The following is a 20,934-nucleotide window of genomic DNA, read 5'->3' as shown; positions in this document are numbered from 1 at the left end:
TGGCAGGAGCGGTCGGACGCTCTGCGTATGACTTCTGCGTCGACCGCTCCGGGTGCCTTCACCGCGGCCCGCACCACCGACCGTCTTGAAGCCCTGCTCGCCGGATTACGAGAAGACGTCGGGCGAGGCCTTCCACCTGACCTGACCGCTCACCTCGTAGGTGAACGTCTCGCACCCCACCTCGGCGCGTCCGACCTGCTCACCGAGGAACAGCGACAGAGCGATCCGACCCGGTACCGGCAGCACCTGCTTCACGCGGAGCACGACGGAAGCTTCTCCGTCGTCGCGCTCGTCTGGCTGCCCGGCCAGGGAACCTCCGTCCACGACCACGTGTCCTGGTGCACCACGGGGGTGCACCAGGGCCAGGAACGCGAGCGGCGCTACCGGCTCCTCCCGGCGGCGGACGGCGCCGCCAGGCTCGTCGCCACCACCGACGTGGTCAACAAGCAGGGCGAGTTCTGCGGCTTCGCCCCTCCCGGGGACATCCACCGGGTCTGGAACGCCGGCCCCTCTACGGCGATCTCGCTGCACGTCTACGGCGCGGACATCTCCCGCCTCGGCAGCAGCGTCCGGCGGGTCTACCAACTGCCCGCCGACTGCTGATGGCTCTCCTCAGGGAACGTCCTGCGCAACGGAGCCGGGTGCGTGAAGCGCCCGTCCTGCGCCCGGGACTCTTCCTCGCCGCATGCGGCCTCGCCTTCGCCCTCGCCATCCACCGGCTCCTTCCCGCCGTGCCGATGCTCACCGTCGCCGTGGTGCTCGGAGTCCTCGCCGCGCACCTCCCCCGGCTGCGAAGGGTGGTACGGGGATCCGCCCGCCCGGGACTGGCCTACGCGGGCAGGCGGCTGATGCGTGTCGGCATCGTCCTTCTCGGACTGCAGCTCGGCCTCGACGACGTAGCCCGTCTCGGCTGGGCAACGGTCCTCATGACGCTGGCTGTCGTCATGGCCACGCTGTCCGGCACCTGGTGGCTGGCGCGGCGACTGGGACTGCCGAGGGACCAGCCCCTGCTCATCGCCGCGGGGTACGCGATCTGCGGCGCCTCGGCCATAGGCGCGGTGGGCGAGGCCAGGGGCAGCGACGAACGCGACGCGGCCACCTCGGTGGCCCTGGTCACTCTCTGCGGGACGCTCGCCATCGCCGTACTGCCGCTGCTCCAGGGGCCGCTGGGACTGGGCGACGCCGAGTTCGGGCGCTGGATCGGCGCGAGCGTGCACGATGTCGGCCAAGTCGTTGCCACGGCGCAGACCGCCGGTGACGCAGCCCTCGGCGAGGCGGTGCTGGTGAAGCTGGTGCGGGTGGCGCTGCTCGCACCGCTCGTCGCCGCCGTCGCGCTTTCCACGCGGCGCCCGAGCGGTGACGTGGCCGGGGCGGGCAAGCCGGGCCGCAAGAAAGCACCGCTGATACCACTCTTCGTCGTCGGCTTCCTCGCGGCGGTGACTCTGCGCAGCACCGGGCTGCTGCCGGGCGAAGTCCTGGAGGCCGCTCACACCGGGCAGGAACTCCTGCTTGCCGCAGCCCTGTTCGGGATCGGCAGCGCGGTCGACCTCCCCTCACTCGCACGCACCGGCGCACGAACGGCGCTGCTGGGCCTCTCGGCATGGCTGGTCGTGGCAGGCGTCTCGTACGCCGGGGTGCTGCTTGTCGCGCGGTGACGCAGGTGCGCGCCGACTGCTGCGCCCCCGGACCAGGCCGCCCCTACTCCGGGAGGTTGACGGAGAACACCGGCCCCTCAGCGTTCGGATCCTCCGACCCGTTGTAGCTGACGGTCCCACCCTCGTCGCCGACGTCGAGGATGAGATGTCCTGTGACGGACTGACCGGGCTTGTACCACGAGTCGACACTCCGCCCGTCGCCGATGCCCTCCAGCGTGGAGGCGCCCTGAGCGGCCGTGTCGGTGTCCTCCCACTCCATCCTGCCGTACGTCATGATCTTCGCCGGAGCGTCGCCCACGTTCTTCAACGTCAGCGTCAGCTTGACGTACTGACCGTTCTCCGGCTCCTTCGACATGTCCACCTGCTCAGCAGTCACGTACTCCGCACTGACGACCTTGACGGACATGGTCGACGTGACCTTGTAGTCCTCGCCGGACTCGTCCGTCTCGCCAGTGGCGAACTCGCCCGTCTCCCCGACCTCCAGAACGGGCCCGGGAGCGGATGAGGACGCCGACTCCGACGTGTCGACCGCCGCTCCTTCGGCCGGTGCTTCGCCCGCCGGCTCCTGGCTTGCGACCGAATCCCCCGAGTCGCTCTCCGACGAACACCCCGCCAACACAACGGCGGACAGCAGCACTGCCGGCACACAGGCACGGCGAATGTAGGCGCGCATCGCGCATCCCCCCATGAATCGGTGGCCTCCCCTGGCCACACGGAGCATCAAGCGTAAGTCCCGGGGCGGGGCGGGGAGAACGAATGGTCACAGCTCTGGTGGCGGCTTCCTGCCTCGCCCGCCACCCACCCTCGCGCGGGTGCTGGGCGTGGAGGTGACGTGAACCGTCTACGCTGCAGGACGGTCGGCGACGCTTGTTGATCAGCAATCGATCCGGATCCCCCTGGGATCGAGCGCGGCGCTTGAGGAGGATGGATGGGCGGCAACGAACGCGCGCCCGCGGCTGCGCGCAAGAGCGCGGCCGCACTGCTGGCACGGCGCAGCCCTCGCTCGGTTCGGGCAGCCGTGTTGTTCCTCCACGGCGGCAAGGCGCACAGTCGGGCCACGTCACGCGGGTGGTATCCCTCACCGCTCCGGATGAGACCCTTCGTGCGGGCTGTCGCCGCGGCTGTGCCGGATCACGATGTCCTGCTGGCAGAGGTGCGCTACAGGGTGTGCGGCTGGAACGGTCACGACGCTGATCCTGTCCGCGACACCCGGCAGGCGCTCAGGGAACTGGCCGCTCTGGCCGAAGACGTACCGGTCGTCCTGGTCGGCCACTCCATGGGAGGCCGTGCGGCGTTGCGCGCGGCCGTCGCCCCGCGGGTACGGGCGGTCCTCGCGCTTGCGCCCTGGTGTCCGGAAGGGGAGCCGGTGGCCCACCTGCGAGGCAAGGACGTGATCGTGCTCCACGGTGACCGCGACCGAGTCACCGATCCACACGCGTCGGCGTCGTTCGTGAGCCGCGCGCGTGCGGCCGGCGCACGGGCCGAGCTGAAGATCATGGCCGGAGGGGGCCATGCCATGCTCCGTCGGAGCGGACACTGGCACCGCACCGCCGCGTCGACGGTGGTCGGCCTACTGGCCGACGGAAACGCGATCCGATGAGCGTCCAGCCCGCCTGCTGACGGCCCGTTCGCCTCCCCGGTATGTGGACTGTCAGTCGGTACAGACCTCGGCGCGGTCCACGCTCACGAACGCCGCCTCGGAGGAGGAATTACGCTCCCCAGTGACGCGGACCTGCAATGTGTGCGCGCCGTACGGCAGGCGTGGACTGCGGTACTGCAGCGTCTCACCGGTGCGGATCGCTCCGTAGACGCGGGTAAGAACAGGCCGGGGCGATCCGGGCCACGAGGGGGCACGAGTAGATATGTCGCCGTCCCAGCCGTGACCAGACCAGCCGCGAGGAGCAGACCCTGCGGCAGCATCATGCCCGTGATCAGCATCGCCACGGAGAGGGTCAGCAGGGCCCGGGCCCGGCCTCGTCGTCGCCGGTCTTCGCGCGGCTGACGCCCCGCTCTCGGAGGGCGGGCGGCATGAGGGCCGCTTGGCTGCGTTCGGGTTTCGTAGTGCAGGGGATCTGTACCGGGTGGGGCATGACTCCCTCCTTGCGTGAACCGGTGGCAGGTTGGGGTCCGTGCCACCGTCACACGCGGCCGCGTGGCTCCGCCATCGGGCGCAGTATCCATTTCTGGGTCCGTACGGACGCCATCGTGCGCAGGTCATGGGTTGCGACCTCGGTGGCCTGCCGGGCAGTGGTCACTTCCGGCAGCACGGGGGCAGCGAGCCTGGCCTACGTGCGTTTGTGGAGTTCGATGGCGAGGGGTGTGGCGGTGAACATGGAGGAGTAGGTGCCTACGGCGAGGCCGATGAGCAGGGCGAGGGCGAAGTCGGTGAGGGAGTCGCCGCCGAGGACGGCCAGGGCCGTGAGGATGAAGGCGGCGCCCATGCCGGTGTTGATGGTGCGGGGCAGGGTCTGCAGGAGAGCTCGGTTGGCGACGGCTGCGAAGGGTGCCTTGGGGTCGCGTCGGCTCAGGTCCCTGATGCGGTCGAATACGACGACGGAGTCGTTGACCGAGTAACCGATGACGGTGAGCAGCGCGGCGAGGAAGACGCCGTCGATGGGTTTTCCGAGCCAGGCGAAGATGCCGGTGAGGATCACCACGTCGTGGGCGAGGGCAGCTACCGCAGAGGTGCCGAACAGCCAGCGGAAGCGTGCCGCGAGGTACAGCAGTTGAGCGCCCAGGGCGACTGCGAGAGCGATCAGAGCGCCCTGGCGTAGTTCCTTGCCGAGACTGGGGCCGATGGCTTCGTCGCGGAGCTTGTCGGCGTCGCCGGCCAGGGTGCCTATGGTTTGGGTGACGGTGGCCGCTTGCGCGTTCGTCAACTGGTCGGTGCGGACGGTGAGCCGGGTGTCGCCGGATGTCTGGACGACGGCGCGGGGGAAGCCTGCGTCGGCAAGGACGGTGCGGGCGCGGTCGGGGTCGACGGGGGTGGCGGTGGTGTATTCGATGAGGCGGCCTCCGGTGAATTCAATGCCGAAGTCAAGGCCCCGTACGGCGATTCCGGAGGCGGCCAGGACCAGGACGGTGGCGGAGGCGGCCAGCCAGCGCCGGGGGCTGCGCATCAGGTGGGGGTTGGTGCGGGTGAGGCGGTCGCGGACCGCACCGGTGTGGGCGATGCCGGTGAGGCGTGGGCGGCGGCGCAGCCAACGCCGGGAGGCGGCGTACTCGGCGAGGGCACGGGTGATGACCAGGGCGCTGAACATGGAGGCGAGGACGCCGATGCCCAGGGTGACACCGAAGCCGCGCACGGGCCCGGAAGCAAGGAAGAACAGCAGGCCGGCGGCGATGAGGGTGGTGACGTTGGAGTCCGCGATCGCGCTGAAGGCGCCGCGGAATCCCGCGGTCAGGGACGAGCGCGGGCTCGGCCGGTTACGGGAGGCGTACTCTTCCCGGGCGCGTTCGAAGACAAGGACGTTGGCGTCGACGGCCATTCCGATGGCCAGCACGAACCCGGCAAGACCCGGCAGGGTGAGGGTGGCGCCCAGGGCAGCCAGGGCGGCGTAGGAGACAAGGCCGTAACAGGCCAGCGCCATGGTGGCCAGAGCACCCATGAGCCGGTAGATCACGATGATGAACAGCGCGGTCAGCGTGGTGCCCGCGGCGGCGGCCCAGACGCTGGCGGTAATGGCCTGCGCGCCCAAAGTGGGGCCGACGGTGCGCTGTTCGACCGTTTCGACGGGTACGGGCAGAGCGCCGCCGTTGATGAGCAGGGCCAGCTCCTTGGCCTCGCCGGCGGTGAAGGATCCGGTGATCTGCGTGGTGCCGCCGCTGATGCCGGAGCCGCATCCGACCGAGGGGTCGACCTGCGGCGAGGAGATGATCTTGTTGTCCAGGACTATGGCGACCCGGCGGGACGGATCCCCCGCAGGGTGGCAGGCGGCCTGGCCGGTCAGGCGGGCCCAGCCGTCGCGGCCGGAACCCTCGAAGTCGACGGCGACCTGCCATCCGGCAGCGCTCCGCTGGTCGAACCGGGCGGCTGCCTCCTTGACGCCCTTGCCGGTCAGCGAGCTTGCTTCAAGACGCAGGAGCCGACCGGACTCGTCGGCCAGAACTTCCTGGCGGGGCCGTTTGGGCAGCGGTTTGGCGGTGTCGTCAGCACTGGTGGCCGTGCCGACGACGTGGTGGAAGGTGAGCTGGGCGGTGCGGCCGAGCACGTCCGCGGCCTTGGCCGGGTCCTGTACGCCGGGCAGTTCGACGACGATCCGGTTGTCGCCGGATCGGGCGAGGGTGGGTTCGGCTACGCCGAGCGCGTCGATGCGGCCGCGCAGCACCTCCAGGGTTCGGTCGGTGGCGTCGCTGTCGGCGTCAGCGGTGGCGGTGGGGCGGGTTTCCAGCACGATCTGTGTACCGCCGCGCAGATCGAGTCCGAGGTGGACAGGGACGGTGAGGGCGGCGTACAGCGACAGGGCAAGGGCAGCGAGGGCGAGCAGCCCTCGGATGCGTAGGGCGCGGGTCAAGTGGGCCTCCGGCAGGCACACCACGGCCAGGGCAGTGGCAGCGGTGACGAGGAAGTCGGGAGAGGTTCAGGTGCCTGAGGCTGGTGGTGGCGCCCGCCCTTGGTGACGGCCCGTCAGATGCGGAGATGCAGGCCGGTTCGCCGTCGGCAGGGGCGTGGGTGCGGACTGCGGCGGGCTGTAGGCCCTGATGCACGAAGCGAGGGTGGCGGTGACCGGCGGTGAAGGACGATCGTCGGGGATGTCGCGGTGGCCTCGGACCAGCGCGTTGCGGACAGCGAAGTACCCATCGTCTGCGTACGGTTCGCCGGCGGCCTGTGCAGCTCCGGGAGTCAGAGCCCCACTGCCGCTGAAGTCAGTGCTGCCCTGAGCCGGCGGGCTGACCACAGCGGTGAGGATGGCCAGCAGGACAGCGATCACTGCGGCTGGGCCGAGGCCGCCCGCGCGGGGGACGATTTGCAAGGAGCGTGCCATGCGCCGTCCCCTTCTTGGTCTGGTGGTGCCTCGGTGAAAGCGGGCCGTCGGGGACCTCGAGGTCCCGGCTGGGGAGTGACAGCCGGAACCTTGAGGCGGTACAGGGCGAAACGGGTCAGGGTTCGATCAGGCCGGCGCGGATGGCATAGCGTGTGAGTTCCAGACGGTCTCGCAGGCCGAGTTTGTGCAGCAGGTTCGCCCGGTGCCGGTGGACGGTCTTGATGCTGATGAAGAGCATCTCGGCGATCTCCTTGGAGGAGTGGCCCTCGGCAACGAGCTTGAGCACCTCCTCTTCCCGCGGCGTCAGGATCTGGTCGGGAGGTTCCTCGCCGTGGCGGACGCGGTCCAGGTAGTTGCGGATGAGGGCGGTCACCGCACCCGGGTAGAGGAAAGGCTCGTCACGCATGGCCGCCCGGCAGGCGGCGACCAGATCGCGGTCGGCCACGGACTTCAGCACGTACCCGCTGGCGCCGGCCTTGAGGGCCTGGAAGAAGTACTGCTCGTTGTCGTGCATGGTCAGCATCAGCACGCGCAGGTCCGGCTTCAGCGCGATCAGTTCGCGGGCGGCCTGCAGGCCGGTCATCCGGGGCATGGCGATGTCCAGCACGGCCAGGTCGACCTCGTGGGTGCGGGCCGATGCGATCGCCTCGGCGCCATCGCCGGCCTCGGCGACGACCTGGAGGTCCGGCTCCTGGTCCAGGATGAGCCGCACGCCGCGCCGCACCAGCGCGTGGTCGTCGGCGAGGAGAATCCGGATCGCTGGCGTGTCGGTTGTGGTCATGGCTGCTTCCTGGGAACGGGCACGGTCAGCCGGACCTGCGTGCCGGCCAGTGGTTGGGACGTGACATCCAGCGTGGCCCCGATGAGCAGGGCCCGTTCGCGCATCCCGCGGAGCCCCGCCCCTTCCCGTGCGACTCCTGTCCCCCGGCCGTCGTCCGCAACGGCCAACACCACCGTGTCGCTTGTGTGTCTCAGACGCACCTCCACCCGGTCGGCCTCGGCGTGGCGGGCCACGTTCGTCAGGGCCTCCTGAGCGACGCGGTACAGCACCAGTTCGGTTTCCTGATCCAGTTCGGGCAGGCCGACATCGAAGTGGCGCACCACGCGCAGCCCGGTGTGGGTGGCGAACTCGGTGGTCAGCGAGGTCAGGGCGCTGACCAGGCCGAGATCCTCCAGTACGCCCGGCCGTAGGCGGCGCACCAGGCGGCGGACCTCGTCCAGGCTCCCCCGGGTGATCTCCTGCGCCTGCTGGAGCTCACCGCGCAAGGGCTCGTCCGCGTCGTCCGCTGCCCGTTTCAGCGTCAGCAGGACCGCGGTCATGCTCTGGCCGACCTCGTCGTGGAGTTCCTGGGCGATGCGGCGCCGCTCGGCCTCCTGCGCGAGCAGTGCGCGGGCGCTGCTCGCGGCCCGCTCATGCTCAAGCCGCTCCAGCATGGCGTTGAAGGTGCGGATCAGCTCGGCGGTCTCACCGCGGCCGTGCTCCGGCAGCCGCTGCCCGGGGCGCAGAAGGTCGACGGTGGTCATCAACCGGGTGAGCCGGTCCAGGGGGGCGAGCCCGATGCGCAGCAGGGCGGCGTTGGCGATCAGCATGACAGCCAGGCCGGCCACGAGGATGATCGCCTCGGTCAACAGGACCGGTACGGAAACGGTCACCGGAGCCCACAGCAGCAGCGCCGTCGCGCCTCCCAGCACCACGGCGTTGAGGGCGAAGATCCGCCAGAACAGGGACACCGGGATGACGCCTTCCTTTTCGTGACACGGCTCTGTCTGTCTTGTCGGTCACCGCGTTCTCCGAGCTTGAGCCGCGGCCACTGCTCTGACCGGCCTGCTGCCAGCCTGCCCCGCCCAGCGTGATCCGTCGATGGGCTCCAATGCCCATTTCCGCACCCTGCGTGCATACGGCGCGATGGGCCCCGGTAACGGCCGCAGATGGGTATCACGCCCGATGGGTTTCACGCGGCGTATCGGCCACGGTGGGGGCATGACCACCAACCGTGATCCCCCCGGCGCCCCGGCCCCTCACCGCTTCCGTACGCCATCCGCGCCATCCGCCTTTTCGAGGTAAGGACCACCATGTCGCTCGATACGCCCCGCACCGAAACCCGTCCCGAGCGTCTGACGGCGCACGAGGCCCGCCAACGCCTGGAACACGAACGCGGCTCCCGGCTGACGCAGCTGCAGGCCTTGGACGAGTCCGGTCCTGACGCGACGGAACAGCTGATGTCGGTGCAGAAGGAGACCATTGAACGGGTCCTCAAGGAGATCGAGGCTGCCTTTGCCCGTGTCGACGACGGCAGCTACGGAATCTGCCTGGGCTGCTCCACACCCGTCCCGGTCGAGCGCCTGGAGATCCTGCCCTACACACGGTTCTGCGTCTCCTGCCAGCGCAATGCCGCCTGACACAAGCGCCCCCCAGTCTCCGTCTCCCGCCCTGCCCGAGGGGTGAAGTGGTGAACCAGCAGATCATCAGCGGCCGCGGCACGACCCTGTCGGTCGAGGACCTTGCCTCGCTGCGCGAGAACCTGCACGAGCAGCGTCTGTTCCGCCAGGAACAGCTCCAGCAGCTCACAGTCCCCGCCACGAGTCGCACCGAGGCGCTGCTCGACCGGCGGGCCGCTTCTCAGCTCGAAGTGCACGTCAAGCTCGCCGCCTCCGCCCGCATGGTGCTCGCCGATGTGGAAGCGGCCCTGACGCGCATGGATCAGGGCCGCTACGGCACCTGCCACCTGTGCCGCAGGCCCATTGCCCGCGAGCGTTTGATGATCGTGCCGCAGGCCCGCTACTGCGCCCGCTGCCAGCAGGTCAGAGAGGCCGGACGATGACGACATCAGCCCGACCCCGTGCCGCGACTGCCCCGAACCGTACCTGGCCCTTGTACCGCCAGTGTTCCGGCATCGCCCTCGACCTCGGCAGCGCCCGAACGCGCGCCTGGGTGTCCGCACGCCGAACAATCCTCGACGTGCCCACGGTGACCCTGCCCGGCGACGGCACGAGCCACCCCATCCTGCGCGGCACCATCGTCGACGCCCCCGCCACCGCCCGGATGCTCGACCGCCTGCTCGGCCACCTCCTGCCGCGCTTCGGCAGTCGCCTGATCGTCCTGACCACGCCCGTCCTGGGTGGAGTCACCTTCCGGAAGGAGGCCCGCACCGCACTGGAGCCCCTACGGCCGCACACCGTGCTGACCGTGCCCTCCGCGCGAGCCGTGGCCACGGCCGCCGGTGCCGATCTGACCCGGCCGCTGCTCGTGGTGGACATCGGCGCCGGCATCACCGAGGTCGTCCTGCTCGCCGACGGCGCCGTGACCGATGCCCGCCACGCCGTCCTGGGCACCAGCGACCTGGACGGTCTCACCCCGCCCACGCAGATCACCGACGCGGTCACCGCGATGGTGACGACGATGCTGGAGGAAGACCACACCGCGCAGACGCTCGACGCCCTGCAGCGGGGGGTACTCCTGGCCGGCGGAGGCGCGCTGCGCCCCGACATCACCTACCCCCTCACCGCGCGGCTGCACGCCCCCATCAAGCCCGTTGCCGCACCGCACACCGCCGCCGTCCGCGGCGCAGCAAGACTCCTCGAAGCCGCGCACACCCACCCTTCGACCACCGCAACCGCCGAACTCCCAGGGCAGACGCACTAAGTTCGACCTACGGCTGTCGCCCGCATTGGGGTCCCCCTCATTGGGGTCCCCTACGCGCGCGAAGCGGATGCGCCGCGGAACGGTCCTGGACGAGCGTGCTGTTCTCGTAGGGTGCGCCGCTGAAAACGCGGGCGAGGAACCACGACCGCTGCCACCCGCCGGCCTCGTTGCAGACCCGCAGCCGCCGCCAGCACGACGCTCGACGTGGGCCGGACTCCTCTCAGTTCACCGGCTGAGGCGGCTTCCAGCTCCCGATGGCGCCCGCGATTCACCGGACAGGACAGTCGTGCCCGCCGGGATTGGAACCGCAGATTCGAGCCGAGCATCTCGGGAGGCGGTCTGTGGAGACACCGCAGCGGGGGGGGGAGCACCATGTCCGGGCCTGAACTGTCCGACGCAGAGCAAGCGGTGTGGGATGCGTTCCCATCCGGACGACAGGTCGATCTGCGTCATCACATCGCAGGTCGCCCGCCTGCCTCGAGCGCAGTCGTCCGAGCGGAGGTCCTTGCCCGTCTACTGCTGGGGGACTTTGAACCACTGCCGGGGCGCGTGCCGGCGCTACGGCTGCGAGGCGCGACCGTCACGGGAGTCCTCGACTTGTCGGGCTGCGACCTCCAGTACGCCCTGATCGCTCAGGCCTGCACTTTCGACCAACAGCCGCTGCTGGAAGCCGCGTCCACCGGACTCGTCGATCTCAGCGGTTCAGCGTTTCCAGGGCTGCTCATGCAGGACGCGCGCGTTGACGGACTTCTACGGCTCACGCGTTGCCGCAGCAGTCGGCCCGTGCGGCTCACTCGTGCGCATGTGACCGGGACGGTGGACTTGACCCGTCTGAGCGTCAGCGGCGCTCCGGCACTGCACGGCGACAGTCTCGTGGTAGAGCGCGACTTGCTCTGCCGCGATGCGGTCATGGACGGCGAGGTGCTGCTGTGGAGTGCCCGAGTCGGCGGAACCCTGGTCGTGGAAGGCGCCGGCATCACCCACCCCGAGGGGGCGACCCTCAACGGCGACGGACTCGTCGTGGATGGAGGACTCTTCGGCGGAGTCCCTCTTCAGGCGCCGGGACGCCCCCTGGTCTCCGAGGGCGAACTCCGGCTGCAGGACGCGAAGATATCCCGCTGCTGCACGCTGGCGGGCGCGCGGCTTCGCAACACGAACGGGCCCGCGTTCAACGCCGAACGCCTGCACGTGGATGGCCCTCTCGCCCTGGACACGGGTTTTACGGCTGAAGGCCCGGTTGTCCTGGCCGGCGCCACCGTGCAGGGCCCGCTCTTGTTGCAGGGCGCAACCCTCAACAGTGTCGGCAAGCCTGCCCTGGATGCGTCTCTCGCCCGTATCAACGGCGACCTTGCCGCAGGATCCGGTTTCACTGCGACCGGGCAGCTGATGCTGGAGGAGACGCACGTGGACGGATCCGTCATTCTCGCTGGAGCACGGTTGCACCACCCACACGGTGAGACGCTCTCGGCGCGCCGCCTGCACGTGCTCGGACGCATCGGCGGGGAGGGGCTGGCATCCACCGGGCAGATTGTGCTCACCGATGCACACGTGGGCGCCAGCGTGGAACTCCCGAACGCTCGCCTGACAAACCCATCGGGCAATACCCTCACGGCCTGGGGGCTCTCCGTCGGCGGCACTCTCGACTGCTGCGACGGGTTCCTCTCCGAGGGCCACATATCCCTGACCAACAGCCGCATCCACAGCGACCTGTGCCTCGAAGGAACGACCGTCGACGGACCGCTCACGCTGAACAGGATCTCGGCAGGCTCACTCAGGACCAACAACAGCACGCAGCTCCGCAGCCTCGTCGATCTCCGGCACGCTCGCATCGGCGTCCTGGCCGACCTCCCGGATCGTTGGCCCGATGTCCTGCTCCTGGACGGCCTCACCTACGACCATCTCAAGATCACGGACCCGGTGGGCGAGCGGCTGGCGTGGCTGGCCAGGGAACAGGCCGGCTACTTGCCCCAGCCCTACGAACAACTGGCCGCCGCCTACACCCGGCAGGGACTCGATGATGCAGCGCGTGAGGTGCTCCTCGCCAAATGCCGCAGGCGGCAGGCGATGCAGCCGACGGCCCAGCGCGGGTGGGGCCTGCTGCAGGACTGGACTGTCGGCTACGGTTACCGGCCCTTGCGGGCCGCGGTGTGGCTGTTGCTCTTGCTGATCGCTGGGACGTGCACCTTTGCCGTCCACCATCCGCCCGCGGTGAAGCCGGCCGAAGCACCGCCGTTCAACCCGCTCTTGTACACGCTCGACCTGCTCTTGCCCGTAGTGGGCTTCGGCCAGCAGCAGGCCTTCAACCCGCAGGGCTGGCAGCAGTGGCTGGCCGCAGCGCTCATTGCCGCCGGCTGGATCCTCGCCACGACCGTCGCAGCCGGACTCACTCGCACGCTGGCCCGGAAGTAATCCGACACGACGTACCGTGCGAGCTCCGGATCGGCATCGAGGCCGCCGTCCCCGTTCGTACCTGCGCCGTCGGCGTCATTGCCATGCACTGCAAGTATCTTGCGACGCATGGCAATGGCTGACTATCTTGTACCGCATGACAAAGGGGCGGCCCGCTAGCGGTGACCAGCGTCGCAGTCAGATGCTGCGCGGAGTGCTCGACCTGTGCCTGCTGTCGCTGATCGCCGAACGGCCGCGCTACGGCTTCGAGTTCGTGACGGCACTCGCCGACAGCGGGCTCGATCTCGTGAGCGAAGGCAGTATCTATCCGTTGCTCGCCCGGATGGAGCGGGAGGGGCTCATCTCCTCGTACAGCGCCCCGTCGGCCAGCGGTGGCGCCCCACGCAAGTACTACCGCCTGACCGAAGCGGGACGTACTGAACTAAGGAGCGGCCGGGCCGTGTGGCACGCCTTCAGCAGGCGTGTGGGGCGGATCCTGACCGACAACGAACCCACGGGGGGAAGCGCACCATGACGGATCAGCGAACCATGACGAACCAACAGGTACTCGCGGTCTGCCGCAGCAACTGGGAGTACCGGGGCATCGACGACGGATCCGTCCGGGAGATGCTCGACGAGCTCTCCGCTCATCTGGAGGACGCGGCGGCCGCAGGGCGGACGCCTCAGGACGTCGTGGGCGACGACGTCAAGGAGTTCGCCGCGTCCTGGGCGCGGGCCCGCGCTCCGTTCCCCCGCCGGCTGCTGCGCACGGCGGCGATGGTCTGCTTCGTGATCGGCTGGTTGCTGCTGGCCACGTGTCTGGTCCGGTGGACCACCGAACGGGTCGTGAGCGTTGACGAGGTCGCCTTCTGGGCCGTCGTCGCAGCGGTCACGGTCGCCTGGGAACTGCGGCGCGGCCGTCTGGGGCTCGGTAGGAATCTTGCGGTCGCCCTTGTCGCAGGCTTGGGCGCAGTGCTGCTCTCCCAGTGGCTGGTCGGCGACAGGGCGCTGTTCACTCTGCCACTGTGGGTAGCCTTGGCACTGCTCCTTCCCGGCCTGCCGTACGCCGTCGCCGATGCGCGGGGCAAGAAGGGCACCGCACCCGGCGTCGACTAGAAGCGACCGTCCGATCATGCGTCTGTCCGACTGCTGTCTCGTTGTCCCTGACATGGGGCGAGGTGACTGGACGGATGCGACGCGGGAAGGGCTGTGGCCGTTCCTGCCGGTCAGCAACAGACGGTGTGGTCGATCAACTGGGACATCATGGACTCCCCCATCGTGCCCGCGCGTCAGCACGCGGCCGTTGCTCGCCGAGATCGCGTAGTTGCCCGAGCCCCGCGTTGCCGACAATCAACTCACGAACCACCCTTTTAATGGCGACGGCGTTCACTCGCCCGGTGGTCGGTGGTTCTCAGGCGAGGCCGTGCGAGTCTCGTCGCGTCGGCTCCTTGTACGAGCGCAGGAGGTGCCAGTCATGGACATGAAACTCGAAGTCGTCGTGGTGCCGGTGTCCGACGTCGACCGGGCCAAGGGCTTCTACACGCGATTGGGCTGGAGGCTGGACGCGGACGTCGCCGCGGACGAGAACTTCCGGGTGGTGCAGGTGACGCCGCCGGGTTCGCCGGCGTCGGTCATCTTCGGCACCTCGGTCACGTCCCAGACGCCGGGCTCGGCTCAGGGGCTGCACCTGATCGTGGACGACATCAACGCCGCACACGATGAGCTGAAGCGGCTCGGCGCCGAGCCGAGCGAGGTATTCCACGACGCCGGCGGCATCTTCCACCACGCCGGGACCGACGCCCGGGTGCCAGGCCCCGATCCGCAGCGCACCAGCTACAGCTCGTTCCTGTCCTTCAGCGACCCGGACGGCAACGGCTGGCTCCTGCAGGAGATCACGGCCCGCCTCCCCGGACGCCTCGATCCCGCGACCACGACGTTCGCCTCGGCCGAAGACCTGGCCAACGCACTGCGCCGCGCCGCGGCCGCGCACGGCGAGCACGAGGCGCGCACCGGCGCGGAGGACCCGAACTGGCCGGACTGGTACGCCCAGTACATGGTGAGCGAGCAGGCAGGAACCGAACTGCCGTCGTAAGCGCATCGTCGGCCTCCACGCCCGCGGGCACGGGACCCCTGTGTCTCTCCCGAGGTCGTTCCTCGACGCGGATACGCGGGATACGTGTCCGGTATGACCAGCCAAACCCCGGCGAGGCCGTCTGGAGGGGTACGGCGGGGCCTGGCCGGAGTCGGGGGCGCACGGCCCTGTGCGCGTGCTTGATCATGCCGTCGCCCCCACGTCGCCCAAGCCGGCCGGAGTCAGCCGGGTGTGAGCACCATCCGGAAGCGGGCGGCTCCGGAGAGCATCTTCTGGTAGGCCTCATCGGCGTGGTCCAGCGGTGCGGTCTCGGTGATCGGCCGGATGCCATGCAGGACGCTGAACGCCATGGTGTCTTCCACGTCCTGCGAAGTGCCGGATGGATGGCCGCGGACGACACGGCCGCTGAAAAGCAGCTGGGCGGGGGTGATGCTCATGGGTGAGGGATCCGCCCCGATGATCACCAGCTCCCCTCGCGGTGTCAGGCCTTCCACGGTCGCACTGATGGCCTGGGAGTTTCCGGCAGTGGCCAGAACGGTCCTCGCACCGCCGAGGGCCTGCAGCGCCTCCGCGACCGGGATGTCCGAGGTGCTGTCGACGTAGTGGTGGGCGCCCAGCCGCTTGGCGGACTCGGCCTTCTCGGCGCCGCGGGCGATCCCCACGGTCTCGAAGCCCATGGCGACCGCGTACTGGACTCCGAGGTGCCCCAGGCCCCCCAGGCCAAGGACGGCCACGAGGTCGCCGGGCCGAGCGGGGCTGCGTCGCAATCCGTTGAAAGTGGTCACACCGGCGCAGGCCATGGGCCCCGTGTCGGCTGCCGCGAGATCGTCAGGGATTCCGGCGAGGGCGTCGACGGGCGCGATCATCTTCTCGCCGAAGCCTCCGTCGTAGGCCCAGCCAGGGACTTTCAGGTTGTCGCAGACGATGAAGTCGCCTTGGCGGCAGCGTTTGCAGTGGCCGCAACTGCCGCCGAACCAGCCGACCGCCACTCGGTCGCCCACCTGCCACCCCCGCTCGCGCACCCCTTCGCCCAGTTCCTCGATGTGCCCGGCGATCTCGTGCCCGGGCACGTCCGGGAACGTGACTCCAGGTAGCCGGCCCTCGACGAAATTGGCGTCGCTGTGGCAGATACCGCACGCCTCCACGGCGATCCTGACGTGTCCGGGGCCGGGCTGCGGCACCTCTCGCTCGGCGATCTCGAGGGTGCCGCCTGGGGCGGTTACCTGCGCGACTCGGTAGCTGTTCATTGGTCCCTCCGGTGGGTGAATGCAAGGGCCTCATACCAGGGCAACAGGTCTGGCGCGATCACGCGCGTCGAGTCCTGTGTGCATGCGGTGACCCGGATGAAACCGCCTGTGGTACGTGGCAGGCGTTGCCGCCCGTGGATGCCGAAGCTGTCCGCCGGGGCGAAGGCGCAGCACGCGGGAAGGTCCGCAGGGGCCCCGCGAGAGCGGCTCTCGCGTGCGAGCGGCGAAACCGTGCACTGCGTGCCACCTGGCGCGTGAGCCGGAGATCGCTCACGCGTTCTACTACTTGCCCCAGCCTTCAGCGCGTTCAGAGGTCGCGGAAGCTCACAGTTGGGGAGCTACGTCGCCGCCAAGAACCCGGATCAGCTGGCCTGGGCGTGCGTCGAATTCGCGACCGACCTCGGCGACTTGCCATGCCGCAGGCGACGCCGAGCCACCAGTCAGGGGCGAACTCTCCGGATTTCACGAGTGACAGCAGCGCGTACGCGGCGGCGCCGACAAGCGAGGTCGCGAAGGTAGCGGCGAGCGCAGCCGGAACGACGCGTGCGACGGGCGCACCGTGGCCGACGTGAATCGGGCCGAGCAGCGAACCGCCGCCGATGCCATGGATGCCCCCGAGCACGCCGGCCACCGGCGCGAGACCGGTGGGCGTGTGAGGCGCAACTCTCCGGCGGAGGGCGGCCGGTGGTGGGGCAGGGACGAGGGCGCGCAGGCACACCTCGGCGGCTGCGGCAGCAATCAGCTGGCCCTTTGACCACACCTCGATGCCAGTCGGCCTCCGGGTGGTCATCCAGACAGTGGCGAGTTCGAACGCCCTTCGCTTAGAGCCTGCAACCCGATCCGTGCCCGATTGGTGGACCGGGCGGGTGCGGCCTTCTCAGAGGCTGCCTTTCCTCAACTGGCCCCGTTGGTGCGCCCGGCGCTCCGGTTGCATCCCCGCCCAGGTTCACCGACGCCCTACGACAGCTCGGTCGGCGGGCCGCTGCTGTGGCCCGCCAGACAGCCGTGGCCGTACTGCGACAAGTGGCACAAGGGGCCGGTCTCCCCGCTTCTGCCCGTCGCCCAGCTGTACGCGCGCGACATACCCCTGCGGCAATCGCCCGGGAAGAACGATCTGCTCCGGGTGTTGTGGTGTCCCGTCGAGCACCCGCCGGAGTACAAGCCCCCGACCGCGCTCTTCTGGCGAACCGCCGCCGACGTCACCAACGTCCTCGCCACGCCGCCCACACCGTCCGAGGTGGAGTACGACGGCTACGTGCCGGAGCCGTGCGTGCTCGCACCGGAGCAGATCACCGAGTACCCCAACTTTCTGGAGCTGCCCAAGGACCTGCACCAGCACTTGGCGGACTGGAGCACGTGGCAGGCGGTCGCCGCCGCGGTGGACGATTCCTAAGAGATCGCCCCGGAGGAGTTCTACATGAACGAGCTGCCCGTCGCCCCCGGATGGAAGGTCGGCGGCTGGCCCGCGTGGGGCCTCACCGATCCCATCGCGCGGTTCTGCATCGCCTGGCACCGCGATGAGCCCGCTGCTGACCATCGCATCAATGAATGGGACCGGAGCAACGTCGGTTGGGCCCCGTACGAGGATCAGGCCCCGGCCGCGCTCGAGAGCGCCGGCGTGGCAAACCCGCCGGGGGTCCAGGTCTCCAGGGGCAACCATCTGCAGCTGTACGTCTGCCCGAAGTTCCATTCACACACCGACTTGATCCAGTGAGCTGTCAGTGGGCTCTGTGAACCCGCACCAAGGTGCACAGAACTCGGGCCCTTGGACGCCGGCCCCGAGGTCAGGCGGCTTGCATCACGTACCCGTGGCGACGTCGCGGCGTTCGGCGGGACGAGTAACAGGGGATCAGACACAGACCCTTAGCGGGCGGGTTCAAACAGTTCGATCAGATTGCCGGCGGGGTCGGTGAGCAGGATCTGGCGCCCGCCAGGTCCCGAAACCACCTCACTGCGGAAGGTGAGTCCGGCGCTGCGCAGCCGGTCGACCTCGCTGTCGAGGTCGTCGACGATCAGGTGGATGCGATTGCCCCCAGCCCCGAGGTCGCCGGGGGTGGCGCGTGCGCCCGAAGTGGCCGGGCCGGACAGCAGCAGCCGTAGCGGACCGCGCGTCACGTCGGCGAAAGCGGGGGCGGGGTGGCTGCGGAGGGTGAAGCCCAGGTGGTTGGTGTAGAAGTCGATGGCCGCCTGGACGTCGTCGACGAGGTAGCGGACGCTGGCGAACTGGTCGGGGGTGGTCACGGCTGAACCTCCTGTGGTGCGGGGATGAGCAGCGGCAGCAGGTAGCGGATGCGGGTGTCGATCTCTGCTGCCGTGCGGACGAACGCGGGGTGGCCGACCGGGCCGGGGCCACCGACTGCGGCGGGGTCGGGGATGCTCCAGTGGACCAGCCGTGAGTGGTCGCCGAAGTCGGGGCAGACCTCTCGGACCTTGTCGCACAGGCTGATCACGTAGTCGAACCGACGGCCGAGCAGTGTGTCCAGGTGCCGTGGACGCTGCCCCGAGATGTCGATGCCGTGCTGGTCACGCAGCACCTGTACGGCGTCGGTATGGATGCGGGGTTTGGGGTGGCTGCCGGCGCTGGTCACCTCCACCTGACCGTCGGTGCGGTGGCGCAGCAGTGCCTCGGCGATCGGTGAGCGGGCGCTGTTGCCGGTACAGGCGAACAGGACCGCGGGTCGTTCCGCCGGCGGTGGCGAGGGCGGCGGCGGTGGGGTGGGAGCGAAGCCCAGCGCCGGGTGCAGGGCGGTGCCGGCGCCGGCAAGCGCGTGTGCGCAGCGCTCGAGGTCCAGGTGGTAGTAGCTGTCGCGGGCGTCGAAGCTGCTGCGGCGGGTGGTGACCAGCCCGCCGCCGCGCAGCAGCCGCAAATGGTAGGAGACCAGGTTCTGCGGCTGGCCGACCCGCTCCACCAGTTCACGAACCCGGTAGTCACTCGCGGCCAGTTCGGTCAGCAGCTTCCACCTCAGCGGGTGGGCGGCCAGCTGCACGAACGCCGGGGCGGCGGGCTCCGAAGGCCTCATGAAGACAGAATACATCAATCTGAATTGATGTACCTTACTGTCGGGAGCCCGACCGCGCACTGCCGGAAGACGGAGCAAGTCATGAGCCAGCCCCCCGAAACCTCATCACCTCAGCTCGAGCGGCGGCTCGGCCTCGGCGACGCCGTCCTCATCGGACTGGGCTCGATGATCGGCGCGGGCATCTTCGCGGCGCTCGCCCCGGCCGCCGGCGCGGCCGGCTCCGGACTGCTGGTCGCTCTGGCGGTGGCCGCGGTGGTGGCGTACTGCAACGCCACCTCCTCCGCCCGGCTGGCCGCCCGCTATCCGGCCTCGGGCGGCACCTATGTCTACGGCCGCGAACGCCTCGGCGACTTCTGGGGCTACCTGGCCGGCTGGGCCTTCGTGATCGGCAAGACCGCCTCCTGTGCGGCGATGGCGCTGACCGTCGGCGCATACGTGTGGCCCGATCACGCCCACGCGGTGGCGGTCGCCGCGGTGGTGGCGCTGACCGCCGTGAACTATGCCGGGATCCAGAAGTCCGCGTGGCTGACGCGGGCGGTCGTCGCCGTCGTACTGGCGGTGCTGGCGGCGGTCGTGGTCGCCAGCCTGACCTCGGCAACAGCGGACTCGGACCTGCTGGGTGTCGGCTCCGATGCCACCGTCACGGGCGTACTGCAGGCGGCGGGACTGCTGTTCTTCGCCTTCGCCGGGTACGCCCGCATCGCCACCCTCGGCGAGGAAGTCCGCGATCCCGCGCGCACCATCCCCCGCGCCATCCCACTCGCGCTCGGCCTCGCCCTGGTCGTGTACGCGGCCGTGGCCCTCGCCGTCCTGATGGTGCTCGGCCCCCAGGGGCTGGGCGAGGCGGCCGCGCCGCTGTCGGATGCGGTGCGGGCCGCCGGGGCGGACTGGCTGGCGCCCGTCGTGCGGGCCGGGGCGGCCGTCGCCGCGCTCGGCTCCCTGCTCGCCCTGATCCTCGGCGTCTCCCGCACCACCCTGGCGATGGCCCGCGACCGGCACCTGCCCCACGTCCTGGCCGCCGTCCATCCGCGCTTCCAGGTGCCGCACCGCGCCGAACTGCTGGTGGGCGCCGTCGTCGTGGTGCTCGCCGCCACCACCGACGTACGCGGAGCGATCGGCTTCTCCTCCTTCGGCGTCCTCGTCTACTACGCCATCGCCAACGCCTCCGCCTGGACACTCACACCGGACGAGAACCGCCCGCCCCGCATCGTCCCCGCAGTAGGCCTGGCCGGCTGCCTCGTGCTGGCCTTCACCCTGCCCGCCGCCTCCGTCGCATGGGGCGTCGCGGTCCTCGCCGCCGGCCTCGCCGCCTACGGAATACGCCGGGTCATCAGCGGCCGCCGGGCGTCCTGAACGCTCACCTGCGCGAGCGCGTTGTCACCCCGAACTCACATGTCCGGGCGGACCACGGCCCCGTACCGAAGAAGACCGCGACTACCTCCGGGGAGTCGATGCTCGGTTCGCCCGTACCGTGATCTTCCCGAAGTACGGCGGTCAGGCCGCGAAGGGCGGCATCTTCTGCGGGGTGAGGTCGTCGCGCAGACGTACGAAGCGGACCGTGAGGAGTAGCGACCGGCGTCGATGGCGGCGTCGGCGACGAACTCCACGACCAGGTTCGGCCGGGCGCGACTGCACTCCGGGTCGCCGCCGGTTCACCCACCGGCGCTGAAGTGCCGCCCGCGCCAAGGGCGTTCGGGCCCTGCGGGCACCAGCCGCTGCCCCGAACTGCGCCGGACCGCGGTGTTCAGTGGGAGCTTTGGACGTGGTGCAGGCGCACACCTCGACCCTTCTCAGCCCTGGACTACACCGACCTTGACCTTTGGGCGAGTGGCCCGGTGATATCCGGCAACGGAGCCTCCGCGAAAACCCGTTGGCGGACCACGGCGACCGCTGCTACTTTTCCG

21 protein-coding genes and 2 pseudogenes are annotated in these 20,934 nt (G+C 69.9%); 14 read left to right on the top strand and 9 right to left on the bottom strand.

The genetic code is table 11. The features are described from left to right. Window positions 1-27: 27 nt before the first annotated feature. Window positions 28-603: a cysteine dioxygenase gene (locus tag AB5J55_RS41140; protein ID WP_369275533.1), complete on the top strand. Its 576-nt coding sequence runs from the start codon at window positions 28-30 to the stop codon at window positions 601-603. Continuing rightward, complete coding sequence (locus AB5J55_RS41135; protein WP_369275532.1) at window positions 603-1,655, top strand: YeiH family protein; 1,053 nt, start codon at window positions 603-605, stop codon at window positions 1,653-1,655. The genes AB5J55_RS41140 and AB5J55_RS41135 overlap by 1 nt, the downstream gene beginning before the upstream one ends. A 43-nt stretch (window positions 1,656-1,698) precedes the next feature. Here the strand turns inward: AB5J55_RS41135 and AB5J55_RS41130 are convergent, their stop codons facing one another. After that, window positions 1,699-2,328 carry a DUF4352 domain-containing protein gene (locus AB5J55_RS41130; RefSeq protein WP_369275531.1) on the bottom strand — a complete coding sequence of 210 codons (630 nt, stop codon included), beginning with the start codon at window positions 2,326-2,328 and terminating at the stop codon, window positions 1,699-1,701. A gap of 255 nt (window positions 2,329-2,583) precedes the next feature. Here AB5J55_RS41130 and AB5J55_RS41125 point away from each other — a divergent pair, with 255 nt between their 5' ends. Next, window positions 2,584-3,255 carry an alpha/beta hydrolase gene (locus AB5J55_RS41125; protein WP_369275530.1) on the top strand — a complete coding sequence of 224 codons (672 nt, stop codon included), beginning with the start codon at window positions 2,584-2,586 and terminating at the stop codon, window positions 3,253-3,255. Window positions 3,256-3,306: 51 nt separating this feature from the next. Here the strand turns inward: AB5J55_RS41125 and AB5J55_RS41120 are convergent. The 4 genes and pseudogenes from AB5J55_RS41120 to AB5J55_RS41105 all read right to left on the bottom strand — a co-directional run. Then, window positions 3,307-3,462 (bottom strand): annotated as a pseudogene (locus tag AB5J55_RS41120) (hydrolase); the annotation flags it as partial. Between the two features lie 478 nt (window positions 3,463-3,940). Beyond that, window positions 3,941-6,169: a protein translocase subunit SecD gene (gene secD / locus AB5J55_RS41115; protein ID WP_369275529.1), complete on the bottom strand. Its 2,229-nt coding sequence runs from the start codon at window positions 6,167-6,169 to the stop codon at window positions 3,941-3,943. Window positions 6,170-6,755: 586 nt separating this feature from the next. Further along, window positions 6,756-7,421, bottom strand: coding sequence for a response regulator (locus AB5J55_RS41110; protein ID WP_369275528.1), 666 nt, complete (start codon window positions 7,419-7,421; stop codon window positions 6,756-6,758). After that, window positions 7,418-8,371 (bottom strand): HAMP domain-containing sensor histidine kinase, encoded by a 954-nt coding sequence (locus tag AB5J55_RS41105; RefSeq protein ID WP_369275527.1) that lies wholly within the window; start codon window positions 8,369-8,371, stop codon window positions 7,418-7,420. The genes AB5J55_RS41110 and AB5J55_RS41105 overlap by 4 nt, the downstream gene beginning before the upstream one ends. Before the next feature lie 342 nt (window positions 8,372-8,713). Between AB5J55_RS41105 and AB5J55_RS41100 the strand changes: the two genes are divergently transcribed. The 7 genes from AB5J55_RS41100 to AB5J55_RS41070 all read left to right on the top strand — a co-directional run bounded on the left by AB5J55_RS41100 (window position 8,714) and on the right by AB5J55_RS41070 (window position 14,763). Then, complete coding sequence (locus tag AB5J55_RS41100) at window positions 8,714-9,040, top strand: TraR/DksA C4-type zinc finger protein (RefSeq protein ID WP_369275526.1); 327 nt, start codon at window positions 8,714-8,716, stop codon at window positions 9,038-9,040. A 47-nt stretch (window positions 9,041-9,087) separates the two neighbouring features. Next, window positions 9,088-9,462: a TraR/DksA family transcriptional regulator gene (locus AB5J55_RS41095; protein WP_369275525.1), complete on the top strand. Its 375-nt coding sequence runs from the start codon at window positions 9,088-9,090 to the stop codon at window positions 9,460-9,462. Then, entirely contained in the window at window positions 9,459-10,283 is an 825-nt protein-coding gene (locus tag AB5J55_RS41090; protein WP_369275524.1) for a hypothetical protein, read from the top strand. The genes AB5J55_RS41095 and AB5J55_RS41090 overlap by 4 nt, the downstream gene beginning before the upstream one ends. A 372-nt stretch (window positions 10,284-10,655) precedes the next feature. Further along, entirely contained in the window at window positions 10,656-12,692 is a 2,037-nt protein-coding gene (locus AB5J55_RS41085; protein ID WP_369275523.1) for a hypothetical protein, read from the top strand. A gap of 136 nt (window positions 12,693-12,828) precedes the next feature. Continuing rightward, entirely contained in the window at window positions 12,829-13,206 is a 378-nt protein-coding gene (locus AB5J55_RS41080) for a PadR family transcriptional regulator (RefSeq protein ID WP_369275522.1), read from the top strand. 14 nt (window positions 13,207-13,220) lie between these two features. Next, window positions 13,221-13,787 carry a hypothetical protein gene (locus AB5J55_RS41075; RefSeq protein WP_369275521.1) on the top strand — a complete coding sequence of 189 codons (567 nt, stop codon included), beginning with the start codon at window positions 13,221-13,223 and terminating at the stop codon, window positions 13,785-13,787. A 358-nt stretch (window positions 13,788-14,145) separates the two neighbouring features. Next, a complete protein-coding gene (locus tag AB5J55_RS41070) occupies window positions 14,146-14,763 on the top strand; it encodes a VOC family protein (protein ID WP_369275520.1) in 618 nt (205 codons plus the stop codon). Window positions 14,764-14,984: 221 nt separating this feature from the next. Here the strand turns inward: AB5J55_RS41070 and AB5J55_RS41065 are convergent, their stop codons facing one another. Beyond that, complete coding sequence (locus tag AB5J55_RS41065; protein ID WP_369275519.1) at window positions 14,985-16,010, bottom strand: alcohol dehydrogenase catalytic domain-containing protein; 1,026 nt, start codon at window positions 16,008-16,010, stop codon at window positions 14,985-14,987. Between the two features lie 412 nt (window positions 16,011-16,422). After that, window positions 16,423-16,662: pseudogene (locus AB5J55_RS41060) on the bottom strand (sulfite exporter TauE/SafE family protein); the annotation flags it as partial. Between AB5J55_RS41060 and AB5J55_RS41055 the strand changes: the two are divergent. The 3 genes from AB5J55_RS41055 (at window position 16,570) to AB5J55_RS41045 (ending at window position 17,724) form a co-directional block, all read left to right on the top strand. Beyond that, entirely contained in the window at window positions 16,570-16,764 is a 195-nt protein-coding gene (locus AB5J55_RS41055; protein ID WP_369276498.1) for a hypothetical protein, read from the top strand. The pseudogene AB5J55_RS41060 and the gene AB5J55_RS41055 overlap by 93 nt on opposite strands. A gap of 153 nt (window positions 16,765-16,917) precedes the next feature. Further along, window positions 16,918-17,403, top strand: a complete 486-nt coding sequence (locus tag AB5J55_RS41050; protein ID WP_369275518.1) for a hypothetical protein — start codon at window positions 16,918-16,920, stop codon at window positions 17,401-17,403. Window positions 17,404-17,427: 24 nt separating this feature from the next. Further along, window positions 17,428-17,724 carry a hypothetical protein gene (locus AB5J55_RS41045; RefSeq protein ID WP_369275517.1) on the top strand — a complete coding sequence of 99 codons (297 nt, stop codon included), beginning with the start codon at window positions 17,428-17,430 and terminating at the stop codon, window positions 17,722-17,724. A gap of 149 nt (window positions 17,725-17,873) precedes the next feature. On the opposite strand, the gene AB5J55_RS41040 is transcribed toward AB5J55_RS41045, so the two are convergent. Both AB5J55_RS41040 and AB5J55_RS41035 read right to left on the bottom strand, forming a co-directional pair. Continuing rightward, entirely contained in the window at window positions 17,874-18,251 is a 378-nt protein-coding gene (locus AB5J55_RS41040; protein ID WP_369275516.1) for a VOC family protein, read from the bottom strand. Next, entirely contained in the window at window positions 18,248-19,030 is a 783-nt protein-coding gene (locus AB5J55_RS41035) for an ArsR family transcriptional regulator (protein WP_369275515.1), read from the bottom strand. Before AB5J55_RS41035 ends, AB5J55_RS41040 begins: the two co-directional genes overlap by 4 nt. Window positions 19,031-19,111: 81 nt before the next feature. Here AB5J55_RS41035 and AB5J55_RS41030 point away from each other — a divergent pair, with 81 nt between their 5' ends. Then, entirely contained in the window at window positions 19,112-20,383 is a 1,272-nt protein-coding gene (locus tag AB5J55_RS41030) for an APC family permease (RefSeq protein WP_369275514.1), read from the top strand. Window positions 20,384-20,934: the final 551 nt, after the last annotated feature.

This window comes from Streptomyces sp. R11, from assembly GCF_041051905.1.
Classification (GTDB): domain Bacteria; phylum Actinomycetota; class Actinomycetes; order Streptomycetales; family Streptomycetaceae; genus Streptomyces.
The sequence above is the reverse complement of the archived record's forward strand: the minus strand, read 5'-3'. Positions and strand labels throughout refer to the sequence as shown.